The organism is Fructobacillus durionis, from assembly GCF_900112405.1.
Lineage (GTDB): Bacteria > Bacillota > Bacilli > Lactobacillales > Lactobacillaceae > Fructobacillus > Fructobacillus durionis.
This window is the reverse complement of record NZ_FOLI01000001.1, coordinates 532,804-549,685: the sequence shown is the minus strand read 5'-3', so window position 1 is coordinate 549,685 and position 16,882 is coordinate 532,804. Positions and strand designations below refer to the sequence as shown.

General features: G+C 46.1%; 14 protein-coding genes and 1 pseudogene. 14 read left to right on the top strand and 1 reads right to left on the bottom strand.

Translation table 11 applies throughout. The features are described from left to right. Positions 1–81 precede the first annotated feature (81 nt). Positions 82–2,319: a RelA/SpoT family protein gene (locus BMZ93_RS02525; protein ID WP_091501876.1), complete on the top strand. Its 2,238-nt coding sequence runs from the start codon at positions 82–84 to the stop codon at positions 2,317–2,319. Positions 2,320–2,352: 33 nt separating this feature from the next. Continuing rightward, complete coding sequence (locus BMZ93_RS02520) at positions 2,353–2,928, top strand: hypothetical protein (protein ID WP_091501874.1); 576 nt, start codon at positions 2,353–2,355, stop codon at positions 2,926–2,928. 165 nt (positions 2,929–3,093) lie between these two features. On the opposite strand, the gene plsY is transcribed toward BMZ93_RS02520, so the two are convergent. Then, positions 3,094–3,702 carry a glycerol-3-phosphate 1-O-acyltransferase PlsY gene (plsY, locus tag BMZ93_RS02515; protein ID WP_091501872.1) on the bottom strand — a complete coding sequence of 203 codons (609 nt, stop codon included), beginning with the start codon at positions 3,700–3,702 and terminating at the stop codon, positions 3,094–3,096. 241 nt (positions 3,703–3,943) lie between these two features. On the opposite strand from plsY, the pseudogene parE reads away from it, so the two are divergent. The 12 genes and pseudogenes from parE to BMZ93_RS02455 form a co-directional block, all read left to right on the top strand. Next, positions 3,944–5,917, top strand: a pseudogene (gene parE / locus BMZ93_RS02510) (DNA topoisomerase IV subunit B); the annotation flags it as partial. 321 nt (positions 5,918–6,238) lie between these two features. Next, positions 6,239–8,668 (top strand): DNA topoisomerase IV subunit A, encoded by a 2,430-nt coding sequence (gene parC / locus BMZ93_RS02505; RefSeq protein ID WP_091501869.1) that lies wholly within the window; start codon positions 6,239–6,241, stop codon positions 8,666–8,668. Between the two features lie 72 nt (positions 8,669–8,740). Next, complete coding sequence (locus BMZ93_RS02500) at positions 8,741–9,646, top strand: manganese-dependent inorganic pyrophosphatase (protein WP_091501867.1); 906 nt, start codon at positions 8,741–8,743, stop codon at positions 9,644–9,646. A gap of 140 nt (positions 9,647–9,786) precedes the next feature. After that, positions 9,787–9,936, top strand: a complete 150-nt coding sequence (rpmG, locus tag BMZ93_RS02495; RefSeq protein WP_002815032.1) for a 50S ribosomal protein L33 — start codon at positions 9,787–9,789, stop codon at positions 9,934–9,936. Continuing rightward, positions 9,936–10,205, top strand: coding sequence for a 30S ribosomal protein S14 (gene rpsN, locus BMZ93_RS02490; protein ID WP_091501864.1), 270 nt, complete (start codon positions 9,936–9,938; stop codon positions 10,203–10,205). The genes rpmG and rpsN overlap by 1 nt, the downstream gene beginning before the upstream one ends. Positions 10,206–10,373: 168 nt before the next feature. Beyond that, the gene (locus tag BMZ93_RS02485; RefSeq protein ID WP_091501862.1) at positions 10,374–10,850 is read left to right on the top strand and encodes a ribosome maturation factor RimP; all 477 of its coding nucleotides are present in this window, start codon (positions 10,374–10,376) and stop codon (positions 10,848–10,850) included. A 23-nt stretch (positions 10,851–10,873) separates the two neighbouring features. Then, positions 10,874–12,052: a transcription termination factor NusA gene (nusA, locus tag BMZ93_RS02480; RefSeq protein WP_091501860.1), complete on the top strand. Its 1,179-nt coding sequence runs from the start codon at positions 10,874–10,876 to the stop codon at positions 12,050–12,052. A 17-nt stretch (positions 12,053–12,069) separates the two neighbouring features. Then, positions 12,070–12,372, top strand: coding sequence for an RNase P modulator RnpM (gene rnpM, locus BMZ93_RS02475; RefSeq protein WP_091501858.1), 303 nt, complete (start codon positions 12,070–12,072; stop codon positions 12,370–12,372). Beyond that, entirely contained in the window at positions 12,359–12,676 is a 318-nt protein-coding gene (locus BMZ93_RS02470) for a L7Ae/L30e/S12e/Gadd45 family ribosomal protein (RefSeq protein ID WP_091501856.1), read from the top strand. Before rnpM ends, BMZ93_RS02470 begins: the two co-directional genes overlap by 14 nt. After that, positions 12,676–15,126 carry a translation initiation factor IF-2 gene (gene infB / locus BMZ93_RS02465; RefSeq protein ID WP_091501854.1) on the top strand — a complete coding sequence of 817 codons (2,451 nt, stop codon included), beginning with the start codon at positions 12,676–12,678 and terminating at the stop codon, positions 15,124–15,126. Before BMZ93_RS02470 ends, infB begins: the two co-directional genes overlap by 1 nt. Before the next feature lie 22 nt (positions 15,127–15,148). Next, positions 15,149–15,508 carry a 30S ribosome-binding factor RbfA gene (rbfA, locus tag BMZ93_RS02460; protein ID WP_091501852.1) on the top strand — a complete coding sequence of 120 codons (360 nt, stop codon included), beginning with the start codon at positions 15,149–15,151 and terminating at the stop codon, positions 15,506–15,508. Positions 15,509–15,671: 163 nt separating this feature from the next. Next, positions 15,672–16,841 carry an aminotransferase class I/II-fold pyridoxal phosphate-dependent enzyme gene (locus tag BMZ93_RS02455; protein ID WP_200769357.1) on the top strand — a complete coding sequence of 390 codons (1,170 nt, stop codon included), beginning with the start codon at positions 15,672–15,674 and terminating at the stop codon, positions 16,839–16,841. The last annotated feature ends 41 nt before the right edge of the window (positions 16,842–16,882 follow it).

The window sequence follows — 16,882 nt, the reverse complement described above, 5'->3', positions numbered from 1 at the left end:
ACTTGTGTACACTCTTTTCTTCTATTATAATTGTGATTAAATACAAGTTAAATGGCTATCGCCGTTTTGAAAGGGGGTCCCATGACGAAGCATAAAGAGTACAAGGCAAATGAGGTCTTGGAAATGGTCGGGGACTATTTACCAGAAGATCAAATCAAAGCCGTTCATGAGGCCTACAACTGGGCGAATGAACTACACAAAGAACAGAAACGTCAATCTGGGATTCCCTACATTGCGCATCCAATCCAAGTGGCTGGTATCTTAGCCGAGTTGAAGATGGATGGTCCAACGATTGTGGCTGGCTTTTTACACGATATTGTCGAGGATACGCCAGTTACGCTCGAAGACGTTAGTGATAAGTTTGGCCCAATTGTTGCTCGTATCGTTGACGGTGTTACCAAGATATCGAAGATTAAGTACCAGGACTCCAAAGTCCAGTTGGCGGAAAACCACCGTAAGCTTCTTTTAGCGATGGCAAAAGACATTCGTGTGATTATTGTTAAGTTGGCCGATCGTCTGCATAACATGCGAACTTTGGATGCCTTGCGTCCTGACAAGCAGCGCCGAATTGCACAAGAAACACTGTCAATCTATGCGCCATTAACTGACCGTCTTGGAATTTCTGCTATTAAGTGGGAGCTGGAAGACTTGTCACTCCTTTATTTGGAGCCCGATGCTTACCATAAGATTGCTTCAATGATGGATATGAAGCGTGACGAACGTCTTGAGGTCATTCAAGAGGCCGTTGATAAGATTGAAGCAAGTATCGATGAACTACACATCGAAGATGTTTCGGTTTACGGTCGTCCTAAGCACATCTATTCGATTTACCGTAAGTTGGTTGATAAGCATAAGTCCTTTGATGAAATTTATGACTTGTCTGCCATCCGTGTTTTGACGGAAAGCATTCCAGATACCTATGCTGTTTTGGGTGCTATTCACGCACACTGGAAGCCATTGCCAGGTCGTTTTAAGGATTATATCGCCCTTCCTAAGCCAAACGGTTACCAGTCATTGCATACGACGGTGATTGGACCGGGTGGCCGTCCCCTAGAAGTACAGATTCGTACTTACCGGATGCACCAAGTTGCCGAATTTGGTGTGGCGGCGCACTGGGCATATAAGAAGAACAAGGGTTCTGACCAACAGGCGAACGTTTCTGACCAGTCCGAACAAGTCTTGAACATGATTCAGGGAATCTTGGAATTCCAGGAATCGGCTGAAGATGCCCAGGACTTCATGGACTCTGTGCAAACGGATCTTTTTGTTGACCGTGTTTACGCCTTTTCACCTGCAGGGGATGTCTACGAATTAGCAGCCGGTGCGGGACCATTGGATATGGCCTTTGCCATCCACTCGAATGTTGGTGCACATACAACGGGAGCTAAGGCCAACGGCCGAATTGTTCCCTTGGATTACCGTATTCAAAACGGTGATATCATTGAAATTTTAACTAGTCCAAACGCCCAGCCATCCCGTGATTGGTTGGACTTGGTTAAGACTCGTAAGGCCCGTCATAAGATTAAGTCTTCTTTGAAGAAGCGTGACCGTGCTGACAATATTCAATCTGGTTTGGATGCCGTTTCAAAGGAACTCTTTGATCAGGGATACGATGTTAATAACTTTATTTCTGATGAGCAGTTACAGGCCGTGGCAGATACTTTCCAGTCAGGGACAAAGGACGATTTGCTGGCAGCAGTTGGATATGGGGATGTTACCCGTTTGGCTGTTGTTCGTGAGTTAACGAAGGCTTACCGTGAAGAACTCGAAGCCAAGGAAGCCGAAGAGTTACAAAAGCGTCTGCTTGAAGAGGGTGGCGCCATCAAGAAGGAAAACATTCAGGTTAAGGGGAAGTCACAGAACCCAGACTCAGATGTTGTGATTGCTGGTATTGACAGTCTTCTTGTTTATTTGGCACACTGCTGTACACCAGTTCCTGGTGACACAGTGACGGGTTACATCACGCAGGGACGTGGTGTTGCGGTTCACCGCTTCGATTGTCCAAATATTCACTCCGCTCAAAAGGCTGGGGAACGTTTGGTGGACGTTGTTTGGGCTGACCCTAACGGCCAGCGCCCTGATTATACGGCTGATTTGACCATTCATGCCGAAAATGAACCGGGTATCTTGAATACCTTGTTGAAGTCTTTGAACTCAAAGACACGCTTCATTAAAGAAATTAATGGACACGTGACCCGTAGTGGCATGGTCCAAGTTCAGGCATCATTGGGTGTATCAAACTTGGCACAATTGAATGGCATTATCGATTCATTGTCCGCACACCATTCGGTTTACGATGTAAAGCGAACGATTCACTAAAAAGAAACAAAAAGAGAAAGCGAGGAGGACTCCGTGTCCAACACCCCAATCCGCCTGGTTTCCCTGAAAAAGGACGGCCAGGATCAGACTGTTTATTATGACGTAAAAGCACAGAGCTACTACTTGCGTCGAATGCCTAAAAAATCTGGCAATGATTTAGCGTTATTTATTACCTTCTTGATATCTGCCGTCATTGGTACGATTCTTTGGATTGGAAAGTTCTTCTTTCCAATTCCAATGATTACTTTAAGTAACCCTTTACTTTGGTGGGCTGGGTTGTTTGTAACGACCATTTTGCCTTTCTACTTCTGGTGGGCTTCCTACCGAAAGGTGAAGAAGACTCAGAATCAACTAACTGACTTTGTTTCCTATCAGCCTGAAGTGGCTGAACGGCGACACATCAAACGGAAGTGGACAATTGAACGAGCATGGATTATTTTCGTCCTTTTGCTTTTGCCACCAACTAGTCTGCTATTTTTGATTCTTTATATCTTCAAGATGAACCTAATTGATGCGGTCTTGCTGACACTGCACGCCACCTTATTCTTACGGCGTTTGCAGCCAGATGTTTGGCAACGATTGAAGTTACCAGCTCGTAAAATCAAATAAAGAAAAACGCTCCTGATTAGTCAGGGGCGTTTTTTGTGCTATTGTTTAAGGAAAATCGAGAAGAAATTAATTAAAAGTTATTGACCATTGGTACTAAGAGATAAGATTGATTTTTAAACAAAAAAAGGGCGGCACCCGGAGATGTCGCCCTTTTATTAATATTCGTTATTTTTTAAGCCAGTAGACTAATCCGAAAGGAATGGTCGATTCCTGTCCTTTGAAGATTCGTCCAAGGTTTTGGCGATGTCGGTAGAAGACGAAACCGGTTAGGACAACTGCCACAATGGAAAGAATTAAATCGTGGTAGTAGAAGATTGACATCACAGTGGCAAATGAGAAGCCAACCATTGATGCAACGGACACCATTGAGAAGAGAACCAGGCAGGTCACAAAGACTGCACAGACCATCCAGAAGAGGGGACCGTTATAGACGGAAAGGACACCAGCGGATGTGGCCACGGCTTTTCCACCCTTGAAACCAATCCAAATGGAGAAGGTGTGACCAAGAATGGCGAATAGCCCAACTAACATGACGTTAATGTCTAATCCGAAGAAGTGGGGGAGCATCGCTGCAAAAGCCCCCTTCAAGATGTCGAAGGCCAAAACGAAACAACCAGGAACGGGTCCTAAAATTCGAAAGGCATTCGTTGTACCGATGTTCCCGGAGCCTTCGGTACGAATATCTTTATGGTAGAAAATTTTGCCAATCCAGTAACCGGGTACTAATGAACCGATTAAGTAGGCAAGTACAAAAACCATAATCATTTTTTCCATGGGTAAAAACTCCTTTTTGAAACAGCAGGTAATATTTTACCACATGGTGGCAAGTTTGGTTCTAAAGAAGACTTTTATTTCGCTTAAAAATGGGGGAATGAATCGAAAAGGGATTAAAAAAATCGGAGTGGTGGCAATATTTTTTGTTGTCAGTTTTTAAATTTTAATCTATTATAAAGTAGATTGCCAAAAGTAGGGGGACCCCCGACTTTTGGAATACGAAGAAAAAAGGATGATCACTGTGACAGAGCAAAGACATTACGATGCAGATTCGATTAAAATCCTAGAGGGGCTCGAGGCCGTTCGTAAGCGACCTGGAATGTACATTGGTTCAACTGATGGCCGTGGTCTCCACCACCTGGTATATGAAATTGTCGACAACGCCGTCGATGAGGCACTTGGTGGCTATGGTGATGATATCGAAGTTACCATTGAAGAAAATAATGCTATTACCGTTTCCGACCAAGGACGTGGAATGCCAGTGGGGATGCACTCATCTGGTAAGCCAACGCCTGAAGTTATCCTGACGGTGTTACACGCCGGTGGAAAGTTCGGACAGGGTGGTTATGCTACTTCTGGTGGACTACACGGTGTTGGTTCATCCGTTGTTAACGCTTTGTCAGAATCATTGAAGGTTTCCATTGTCCGTGAAGGGCACCGATTCGAAGAAAGTTTTGAAAAGGGTGGAAAGCCAATCGGAACCCTTGTGGATTTGGGACCAACCAAGGACCACACGGGAACAACTGTGACTTTTAAGCCCGATGCTTCAATCTTTTCCACAACGGTCTTTAAGTTTGATACCTTAGCGGAACGTTTGCGTGAAGCGGCTTTCTTGATGTCAGGTGTGAAGTTTACTCTTACGGATAAGCGTGTCTCACCTGCCCGCCAAGAAATTTACCACTATGATCACGGTTTGCACTCCTTCGTTGAATTCTTGAACGAAGAGAAGGAAGGCCTTGGTCCTGTTATGACTTTTGAAGGAAAGTCTGACGGAATCGTGGTTGATGTCGCTGCTCAGTATAACGATGGTTATTCCGAAACGCTGCTTTCCTTTGTTAACAATGTCCGTACCCAGGACGGTGGAACCCACGAAATGGGATTCCGTTCAGCATGGACGAAGGCTTTTAATGAATACGCACGCCGTGTGAACCTCTTGAAGGACAAGGATAAGAACTTAGAAGGTTCTGATGTTCGTGAAGGTTTGTCAGCGGTTATCTCTTTGCGTGTGCCAGAAGAAATTTTGCAGTTCGAAGGGCAGACGAAGGATAAGTTGGGAACAACCGAGGCCCGTGGGGCTGTTGATTCCGTTGTGAACGATACCTTGGCTCGTTTCTTGCTTGAAAACGGGGACTTCGGACAGAAGATTGTCCGCAAGGCCCTCCGTGCACGTGAAGCCCGTGAGGCTGCTCGTAAGGCTCGTGAAGAGTCGCGAACTGGCAAGTCCAAGGGGAAGAAAGAACGTTTGCTTTCTGGTAAGCTAGCGCCCGCTCAGTCGAAGAACGCCGACAAGAACGAATTGTTCTTGGTCGAGGGTGATTCAGCCGGTGGTTCTGCTAAGCAGGGACGTGATCGTAAGTTCCAGGCCATCTTGCCATTGCGTGGAAAAGTCTTGAACACGCAGAAGGCTAAGTTAGTGGATTTGTTGAAGAACGAAGAGCTTTCAACTCTGATTTACGCCATTGGCGCAGGGGTTGGCCCAGACTTCAACATCAAGAACGCCGCCTTTGACAAAGTCATTATCATGACCGATGCCGATGACGATGGGGCCCACATTCAAACACTTTTGCTGACCTTCTTCTATAACTACATGCGACCATTGGTCGAAGCGGGGAAGGTTTACATCGCTTTGCCACCACTATACCGTGTGAAGTACCGCGGCAAGAAGGCGGACGACTTTGCCTGGACAAACGATGAGTTGGCCAAGGTGACGTCAGAAGCGAAAACAAAGTACGAGTTAACTCGTTTCAAGGGTCTTGGTGAAATGAATGCCACGCTCCTTTGGGAAACGACAATGGACCCAGAATCACGTACTTTGATTCGTGTCAAAATTGGGGATGCCATGTTAGCTGAAAAGCGCGTGACAACTCTGATGGGGGATAAGGTTGATCCTCGTCGTCAGTGGATTGAAAAGAACGTGCAATTTACCCTTGAAGAAGAAGGCTCCATTTTGGATAATGTGGCCGGTGGTTCTGATTCAAAGCAGGTCTTTGACCAGGTAATGGCTGGTAAGGACCCACACGGTGAAAGCGAAATCGATGAAATCGCCCGTGTTGCTGCGAACAGTCCTGCCGCTAAGGCAGAACGTGCCGAAGCCGAGAAGATTGCGACTAAGGAAAAGAAAGAAGCTGAATCTAAAGTCTTAGAAAGTAAGTCTACTGATAAGAAAGTAGCGACTGAGGAAAAGCCAAAGGCTGAAAAGTCTCCAAGTAAGCCTGCTTCTGATAAAACGGCTAAGGACGATAGTAAAAAAGCTCCCGAAAACTTCGAGAACTTGGATTTGTTTTAATTGATTACGAAAGGATAGGGAATTGCTCACATGGCAGACCGCATTACCGAGCTTTCATTAGAAGCCGTCATGGGCGAACGCTTCGGACGCTATTCGAAGTATATTATTCAAGAGCGAGCCCTTCCTGATATTCGTGATGGACTCAAGCCTGTTCAGCGTCGTATTCTGTATGCGATGGATCAGGATTCAAACACTTATGATCACCCATACCGTAAGTCCGCTAAGGCGGTTGGTAACATCATGGGTAACTTTCACCCCCACGGTGATTCTTCAATTTACGACGCGATGGTCCGACTTTCACAGAGTTGGAAAGTCCGTGAACCATTGATTGATATGAACGGAAACAACGGTTCGGTCGATAACGACCCGGCCGCTGCGATGCGTTATACCGAATCACGTTTGTCGAAGATTACCGGTGAAATCCTTCGTGACCTTGCTCAGGACACGGTGGAAATGGTTTTGAACTTCGATGATACGACCTACGAACCAACGGTTGTACCTTCCCGTATTCCAAACCTCTTTGTGAACGGGGCAACGGGGATATCTGCCGGTTATGCTACGGATATTCCCCCACATAACCTAAAAGAAATTAACGACGCCTTGATTTACCTCTTGGACCATCCTGGTGCAAGCCTGGATAAGTTGATGGAATTCGTGAAGGGACCGGACTTTCCAACCGGTGGTATCATCCAGGGGTTGGATGGTATCAAGCAAGCCTATGAAACGGGCCGTGGCCGTGTCGTTGTCCGTTCAAAGACGGAAGTCACACCACTCAAGGGTGGTAAGCAAAAGATTGAAATCACTGAGATTCCTTATGAAGTGGTTAAGTCAAACTTGGTTGCTAAGATTGACGGCATTCGTTTGAACAAGGAAGTGGCAGGTATCTCTGAAGTTCGTGATGAATCGGACCGTGAGGGGATGTCCATTGTCATTGAATTGACTAAGGATGCATCAGCCGATGGTATCCTGACTTACCTCTTTAAGAAGACCGATTTGCAGGTTTCATACAACTTCAACATGGTGGCCATTCACGACCAACGTCCTGTTTTGGTGACTTTGCAAAACGGTTTGAACGCCTTCTTGGACTTCCGTAAGGAAGTGGTCTTGAAGCGTTCAGCCTACGATTTGAAGAAGGCTCAGGCCCGTCAGCACATCGTTGAGGGACTCATCCGAATGCTTTCTATTCTGGACGAAGTTGTTCAAACGATTCGTTCATCAAAGAATCGCAAGGATGCCACTCAGAATTTGATTGACCAGTATGACTTCACCAAGCCACAGGCGGAAGCCATTGTGACTTTGCAGTTGTACCGCTTGACCAATACTGATGTCACCCAGTTGCAAGACGAGCACGACGCTTTGGCAAAGAAGATTGCCGAACTTGAAAAGATTTTGAACGAAACGGCTGCTTTGCACAATGTGATTCGTAAGGAATTGCGTGAAGTATCAAAGGAATACGCCACAGATCGTATGACGGTCATTGAGGATAAGATTGAATCCTTGGTCATCGATACGGCCGTGACGGTTCCAGACGAAAACGTTCGTTTGTTGCTTTCACAAAACGGTTACGTTAAGCGTTCATCACTGCGTTCATTCAAGGCGTCTGCGGATGATAACGGCTTAGCTGAAGATGATCCGATTATTTTGAACGAAACAGTGAATACAACGGAGCACCTTCTGGCCTTCACCAACATGGGTAATCTGATTTACCGTCCGGTATACGAGATTGCCGATTTCAAATGGAAGGAACCAGGGGAGCACTTCTCACAGACTTTGAGCAACTGGAACCCCGATGAGACCATCTTGTCGGCCATGGTGATTAAGGACCCTGAGAGCGAGAAGACTTTGTTAATGGCCTCAAACGATGGCTACATTAAGCAGTCTGTCTTGAAGGATTTGATTCCAAAGTCATACAAGAAGAAGTCTGCAACCGTGATGAAGCTGAAGACCGACGATTCACGAATGGTGACGGTTGCGCCGGTTTCTGAAAAGCAGGAAATCATGACGGTTTCTGAATCTGGATTGGCGTTGCGCTTTGCCGCTGATGAGGTGCCCGTTGTCGGTGCCCGTACAGCCGGTGTTAAGGCAATGAAGCTTGCTGATGATGACCGAATCATTACGGCCCTTGTACTTGATGATAAGTTGGCCTACTTGGCCTTGGTTACCAACCAGGGAACCTTTAAGTATTCCCGCTTGGATGAGATTTCAGAATCCCACCGAGCAAACAAGGGAATGCAGATTTTGTCACCACGTAAAACGGTGCACTACGCTGTTGCTGCAGCAACGGCCATTCCGGCAGACCAAGGTGCCTTGCGTATTGAAACGGACCGCTTAAAGACCTTTGACATTCAGTTACAAGATCACGGCCTATCAAACCGCACGGCAAATGGCTCGGCCCTGTTGAATCCATCGTCTGATGGTCAGGCTAAGTCAATTAAGGCTTTGAATTTAGAAGAAGACTAGAAAAAGTCTAGTCCTTCTTGATACAATAGGGATGAATTGGAAGCGGGTAACCGCAATTGAGGAGAAATAATCATGGCAAAGATTCAAGTTTTTGGACACAAGAGTCCTGATATGGATACAGTTGCTTCTGCAATGGGAGCTGCTGACTTGTTGGCGCAGCAAGGTTTGGATACCGAGGCTGTTGCTCAAGGTAAGCCAAATGCAGAAACACAATTTGCGTTGGATTACTTTAAGTTGGAAGCCCTACCAGTTATTGATAAGGCAACCACTGAACAAGTTGTTTTGGTTGACCACAACGAAGCCGCACAGTCAGTTGATAACTTAGCTGATGTAACGGTCTACGGCATCTACGACCACCACAAGTTCAACTTCCAGAACGCAACGCCTTTGTACATTACTGCAAAGCCTTGGGGTTCTGTTTCAACCATCTTGTATTACGAATACAAGCAAGCTGGTTTGACAATTCCTGCTAAGATTGCTGGAATGTTGGCATCTGGTTTGATTTCAGATACATTGTTGTTGAAGAGCCCAACCACTACTGATGTTGACCGCGAAGCTTTGCCTGAATTGGCTAAGATGGCTGGTATCGATGATATCGAAGCCTACGGTTTGGCAATGCTGAAGGCCGGAACTGATCTTTCTAAGAAGTCTGACGAAGACTTGTTGGAAGGGGATGCAAAGTCCTTTACAATGGGTGGTCATGACTTCCGTATCGGTCAAGTTAACACGGTTGACATTGACGACGTTTTGAAGCGTCAAGCTGATTTGGAAAAGGCGATGAAGGCTTCTGGATACGAAAACTTCTTGTTGGTTATCACTGACATCTTGAACTCAAATTCAAAGGCTATTTACCTTGGTGATGTGGCAGCAGCTGTTGAAAACGCCTTCGACAAGAACCTTGTTGACAACGTTATCGACCTACCTGGTGTTGTGTCACGTAAGAAGCAAGTGGTTCCTCCATTGGAATCACAATTCTAAGTTGTGGATTGGGTAAAACTTTTTTAAGAAAAGTTAAAGAGACCCCTTTACAGTCTAGAAACAAGCATGTATAATACTATTTTGTATTGACAAGCAAATAAATTTTTATCAAAAATTCTAAAAACTGAGGAGCTAGGACTATGCGTATTCATGTCGTATTAGGCAATGATGAAACTGGAGAGCGTATTTACTTGACGTCAAAGAACCGTCGTAACACGCCTGACCGTTTGGAGTTGAAGAAGTACTCACCAAAACTTCGTAAAGTTGTAACGTTTAAGGAGATCAAGTAATGGCTAAGAAATCAAAGATTGCAAAGGCAAAGCAACGTGAAGCATTGGTTGCCAAGTACGCTGACAAGCGTGCTGCTTTGAAGGCTGCTGGTGACTACATCGGTTTGGCAAAGTTGCCAAAGGATTCATCACCTGTACGTGTACACAACCGTGACCGTATCGATGGCCGTCCTCACGGATATATGCGTGAATTCGGAATGTCACGTTTGAACTTCCGCCAATTAGCACACAAGGGTCAGATTCCTGGTGTCCGCAAGGCTTCTTGGTAAATTAAATTAAAACCACAGCCTTGCTGCTGTGGTTTTTTCTTTACCTCCTTGCTTTTCGGCCGTAAATCAACTATTATAGAGGTAAGTTAATTTACAGTCGTAAATGAGCGGGTCGAGAACATTTGACCGGCTCATTTTTTATGGCAAGAAATAGGAAGGGAGCGATAAATGGTGCAAGCAAAGAACCAAGCCCTTGTTGATATCGTTCAGCCAATCATTGATAAACAGGGACTCCTTTTGTGGGACCTGTCAATCAAGAAGATTGGTGGACAAAAAACAGTTGAGCTCTTAGTTGATCTGCCTAATCATGAGAACATTTCCATGGCGCAGATTACCGAATTTACACAGGCGGTGAACGAAGCCCTTGATACGGCCGAAGTTGACCCAGTTCCTGGTGAATACATGCTAGATATTGCCTCTCCAGGTATGGACCGGGCATTGAATGAACCTTGGCATTTTGCATGGGCTAAGGAGGCGGGTGATCCAATCACCATCGCGCTCTTTGCCGCAAAGGATGGCCAAAAGAAGTGGACTGGCGAAATTAGCCAGCTCGATGATTCGAAGTTGACTTTGACAGTTGATGGGGAAGACAAGACTTTTACCTTCGACGAAATTGCCAAAGCCGTTGTCTCTGTCCAGTTTTAATTAGTTAACAGTGGAGTATGCACATGAGTAAAGAACTAGTACAAGCATTAGACGCCTTGGAAGCGGAGCGTGGTATTGACCGCGACGTCGTTGTTGAAGCCTTGGAAAACGCCTTGAAGGCCGCTTACAAGAAGCAATACAACGCCAACCAAAACGTTGAAGCAACATTTGACGACAAGAAGGGCAAGATGACTATCAAGCAGGTGAAGACCGTTGTGCTTGATGAAGACCTCTTGGACCCTGATACAGAAATTTCCTTGACGGACGCCTTGGCAATTAACAAGGCTTACGAACCAGGTGACGAAATCCGTTTCGACGTAACACCTAAGGACTTTGGCCGTATGGCAGCGCAAGCCGCTAAGCAGGTTATCGTTCAAAAGATGCGTGAAGCAACTCGTCAGGCCGTTTATAACCGTTACAAGGATTATGAAGGCGAAATCATTACCGGTGAAGTAGAACGTCAAGACAACCGTTTCTTGTACGTGATGTTGCCAGGTAAGCAAGAAGCCGTCATGACGGCTGGTGACCAAATGCCAAATGAGACCTACCGTATGCGTGACCGCATCAAGGTTTTGGTATCAAAGGTTGATGATTCCTTGAAGGGACCACAAATCTTTGTATCACGTACGGCACCTGACTTGGTTAAGCGTTTGTTTGAACAAGAAGTGCCTGAAGTATACGATGGAACTGTGGAAATTGTTTCCGTTGCCCGTGAAGCCGGTGACCGTTCAAAGATTGCTGTTTACACGCACGATTCTGACTTGGACCCAGTTGGTGCCCTCGTTGGTCAGCGTGGTGCCCGTGTTCAAGCTGTTGTTACCGAATTAGGTGGCGAGCACATGGACATCGTGGAATGGGTGGAAGACGAAGCACAGTACATCGCCAACGCTTTGAACCCTGCTGAAGTAACGGATGTTATCTTTGACCCTGAAAACGACCAAGCCGTAACGGTTATCGTTCCAGACGACCAGTTGTCATTGGCAATCGGTAAGAAGGGACAAAACGCCCGTTTGGCTGCCCGTTTGACAGGCGTTAAGATTGACATTAAGCCTGAATCAGAAGCTAATGATTTGGCTGTATCAATGGATGAAGCTTCAGATGATTCCTTTGATAAAGCAGCTGATGAAGCCACTGATACAGATGTTGACGATAGCGTTGATGCTATGGTCGCAGATGATAACGAAGAAAATCCTGAAATCTAATTTCTTGGAGGTGCCTCATGAAGACACGGAAAATTCCGATGCGAAAAGACATTGTCACTGGCGAAATGGTGGCAAAGAAAGACCTTGTCCGGGTCGTTAAGAATAAAGAAGGCGAAGTTTTCTTAGATCCAACTGGTAAGAAGAATGGCCGTGGCGCTTACATTTCCTTAGACCGTGAAGTGGCTAAGGAAGCGCAAGCAAAGCGCGTCTTTGAAAAGGCTTTCTCGCAGGCGATTGACCCCAGTTTCTACGAGGAACTTTACGAATACGTTGATCATCAGCAAGCCCGAAAAGAGCTTTTTGAAAATGAACAAGACTAAGGAAATGATTCAGGTCTTGGGCCTTGCTCGACGAGCCAACAAGCTCGTCTTAGGGTCAGGGCCGACTCTAAAAGCAATTCAAAACCAGACAGCCCGCGTCGTCTTCTTTCCAAAAGATGGTGGGGCCAGTCAACATAAGAAATTTTCGGACAAAAGTCAGTTCTACCAAGTTACCTTTATCGATGACTTGACCAGGGATGAAATTAGCCAATCGATTGGGTTAAACCGGTCGGTTCTCGCCATTTCTGACGCTGGCTTTGCTAAAAAAATTAAACAATTACTTGAAGAAAAGGAGCGGAATTAATGGCAGAAGAAAAGAAATTCTCCGGCTCAAACCGAAAGACCCGCAAGATGGCAGTGCCAGAACGTAAGGAGTTACCAGCTTCACAACGTCGTCACGCTGCTAAGTTAGCGGATGGAGCGGCTAAGCCTGCATCACCAGCTCGTCCACGTCCAAAGTCAAATGGACCACGTAAGGAACAGGGTGGCCAAGGCCGTCCTCAAAACGGTGGTAACAATGGCGGACGTCCAGGACAATCTGGTTCACGTCGTCCAAACAACCGTTCAAACAACAGCACTGGCCGTCCAATGATTCGTGAAAAGAAGTCATGGTCAACAAAGCCACGTGAAGGACAGATTAACTATTCTGAAAAGAAGGATGATTCTTTGAAGGAATACGTTGCTGAAAACAAGCGTGCTAAGGAAGCAGCTGCTAAGAAGGCGGCAAAACCAGCCGCAAAGAAGCCTGCTGCTAAGCCTGCAGTTTCAACGACGGCAAAGCCAGCCGCTACATCCGAAGGTAAGGGACGCTTCGGTGGTTCTTTGGCCTCAGGTGGTAACTCACAGCGCAATAACACGCGTAAGCGTAATACCAACGGTACTGGTCAACAAACACCACGCCGTAACGACAAGCCACACGGTTCAAAGAAGGCTCGTCGTATTGCTGCTAAGCAAGCCCCTAAGAAGCAACCAACTGTTCGTAAGGAACAGCCATTGCCAGAAGTATTGGAGTACAAGGTTGGCATGAACGTGCAGGATCTTTCAAAGCTCTTGCACCGTGACACTGCTGAAATCATCAAGAAGCTTTTCTTGCTTGGAATTGTGACGAACCAAAACCAGTCATTGGATGAAGATACCATCGAAATTCTTGCTGCTGATTACGGTATCGAAGCTAAGCAGAAGGAAGAAGAAGATTTGGCCGACATCGACCGTTTCTTCGACGACGCTGCGGTTAACGAAGAAAACTTGGAGCCACGCGCACCAGTTGTCACCATCATGGGACACGTTGACCACGGTAAGACAACTTTGTTGGATTACTTGCGTAAGACGAACGTTACTGCTGGCGAAGCCGGTGGTATCACGCAGCACATCGGTGCCTACCAAGCTCGCTTGGATGGTCGCTTGATTACTTTCTTGGATACACCAGGTCACGCGGCCTTTACTGAAATGCGTGCCCGTGGTGCCAACATCACCGACATCACTGTTTTGGTTGTTGCCGCTGATGATGGTGTTCAACCACAGACAATCGAAGCGATTAACCATGCCAAGGCTGCTGGAACACCAATTATCGTTGCCGTTAACAAGATTGATAAGGAAGGGGCTAACCCTGACCAAGTCATCAACCAATTGATGGCCTACGACCTTGTTCCTGAAGAATACGGTGGTTCAACAATCTTCGTTAAGATCTCTGCCAAGATGGGACAAAACGTTGACCAATTGCTTGAAATGATTTTGCTTGAAGCTGACGTTTTGGAATTGAAGGCAGACCCAACGGTTCCTGCCCGTGGTTCAGTTATTGAAGCTCGTTTGGATAAGGGACGTGGTCCTGTTTCAACTGTCTTGGTTCAACAAGGAACCTTGCATGTTGGTGACCCTGTCGTTGTCGGAAACACTTATGGTCGTATCCGTACAATGCAAAACGAAAACGGACAAGACATCAAGGAAGCCAAGCCAGCAACACCTGTTCAAATCACTGGTTTGAACGAAGTGCCATCTGCCGGTGACCGTTTTGTTGTCATGGCCGATGAAAAGTCAGCCCGTGCAGCCGGTGAAGAACGTGCAAAGCGTGCTCGTGAAGAAGTACGTAACTCATCTTCAGTGGTTACATTGGATACACTCTTTAACACAATGGCTGAAAAGGCAATGAAGTCTGTGCCAGTTGTTGTGAAGGCCGATGTTCAGGGTTCTGTTGAAGCCTTGGTTGGTTCATTGAAGAAGATTGAAGTTGATGGTGTTAAGGTTGACGTTGTTCACGCCGCCGTTGGTGCCATTAACGAATCAGACGTTTCACTTGCTGAAGCATCAGGTGCCTTGATTATTGGATTTAACGTGCGTCCTACGCCATTTGCCAAGAACCAAGCACAAGCTGACAAGATTGACATGCGCTTCTACTCAGTTATCTATGATGCCATTGATGACGTGACAGCAGCCATGAAGGGTAAGCTTGAACCAGTTTACGAAGAAAAGGTTATCGGTGAAATCGAAGTTAAGGAATTGTTCAAGTTCTCTAAGGTCGGAACCATTGCCGGTGCCACTGTTGAAGAAGGTAAGATTACCAAGGACTCTAAGGTCCGCATCGTTCGTGATGGAACGGTTGTCTTCGACGGCGAATTGGCTTCTTTGCAGCGCGGTAAGGATGCCGTTAACGAAGTGAAGTTCGGTTACGACTTCGGATTCACTGTTAACAAGTTTAACGACATCAAGCCAGGTGATCATGTTGAAGCTTACATCATGGAAGAAGTAAAGCCTAAGTAAGCTTTTAGAATTGGAGGCAGATATGGCAAATCCACAACGTGCTGGGCGTTTAGCTCAGGAAATTCAAAAAGACATTTCCGATTTGATCTTGAAGCGAGTGAACGATCCTCGAGTTCAAGATGTCACGATTACGTCTGTTGATGTTTCGGGTGACTTGCAAATCGCCACCATTTATTATTCAATCCTTTCAGATTATGCGTCTGACCGGAAGAAGGCCCAAGCTGGATTGGAAGCAGCGTCTGGATTAATCCGTCGCGAACTCGGTTCACGTTTGACCGTTTATAAGATTCCTGAATTACACTTCGTATTGGATCAATCAATCCAATATGGTGACCACATCGAATCATTGATTCGTGAATTGCACCAAAAAGAAGGTAAGTAAGGGTAATTAAAAGAAGTCGGCTATTGGCCGGCTTCTTTTTTATTTAATTGAAAAAAATTCACTTTAAAGAATAATAGTTTCATCTTTTTCACCTAGGAATGGTCGTGAAGAAGCGGTAGACTATCAGTAATGAATAAAACAGTCGTAAGAAAGGATACCCGCTATGACGCAGCCCTTGAACCAATTGGTGACGGAACTCGAACCAGACCGTATTTTGACTTTTCAAAAGTCAATCAGCAAATTTGATAACTTAGTTTATTTAACTTTTGGAGAGCCAGGATATGCGACGCCGACTGCTGTCAAAGAGGCGACGATTGCAGCCATCGAGGCTGACCGTTCGCACTACGGGAACTCACAGGGAGAACTTGCCTTACGGGAGGCAGCCTTAGCCTACTTAGCGGACCGTTATCAGCTGCAGTATCCAAGTATTGATAATCTAATTATGACGGCTGGGGTAACCGAGGCCATTCAATCGATTTTCAAGACCTTGATTACACCAGGTGATGGCTTGTTAATTCCGGATCCTGCTTATGGTTCCTACTTTGCGGCTTTGTCCCTGGCAGGTGGTGTGGCTTTGCCAATCAACACGGCGAAGACGGACTTCAAGTTGACGGTTGAAGGTGTGGAAGAGGTCATCAAAGAAGCGGTTGTTCCTGTAAAAGCCGTGCTCTTTAACTACCCAAACAACCCAACGGGTGTCACCTATACGCTGGAAGAATTAGAAGAATTAGCCAAGTGCTTTGAAAAGCATGATCTCTGGGTAATTTCGGATGAAATTTACGCTGAACTGACTTATCAGGGGCAACACCATTCGATGGGAACCCTGCTGCCTGAACGCACGGTTGTGGTCAACGGCTTATCAAAGTCCCATGCCATGACGGGATACCGTCTGGGCTTAATTGCCGGGCCTGAAAGTCTGGTTAGTGAAATTCAAAAGGTACACGGTTCCTCTGTCTTTTCACTGCCAACCTTCGTGCAAGACGGTGCAGTCGCCGCCTTTAAGCTTTCCCGTCAGTCCTTGGATTACATGAAAGAGGGTTATCAGGAACGGCGTGATTACGCTGCTGCGCAATTAACTGATATGGGCTTTGACCTTGTTAGCCCTGAAGGTGCTTTCTACCTTTACGCTAAGCTACCAGATAAGGTGAAGGAGGATTCCGACGTCTTCGCCTATCACTTGGCGGAAGAGGGCGGGGTAGCCCTGATTCCTGGAACGGCTTTCTCAATGTTTGATGAAGCAAAGCGCTACATTCGAATCTCCTATGCTGCTGATATGGAACGACTGACAGCAGGCTTGGATAAATTACGATTGTATTTGAATGAGAAATACTAAAAAGAGTGAGTAAACGGATTGTCGTTTACTCATTTTTCTTT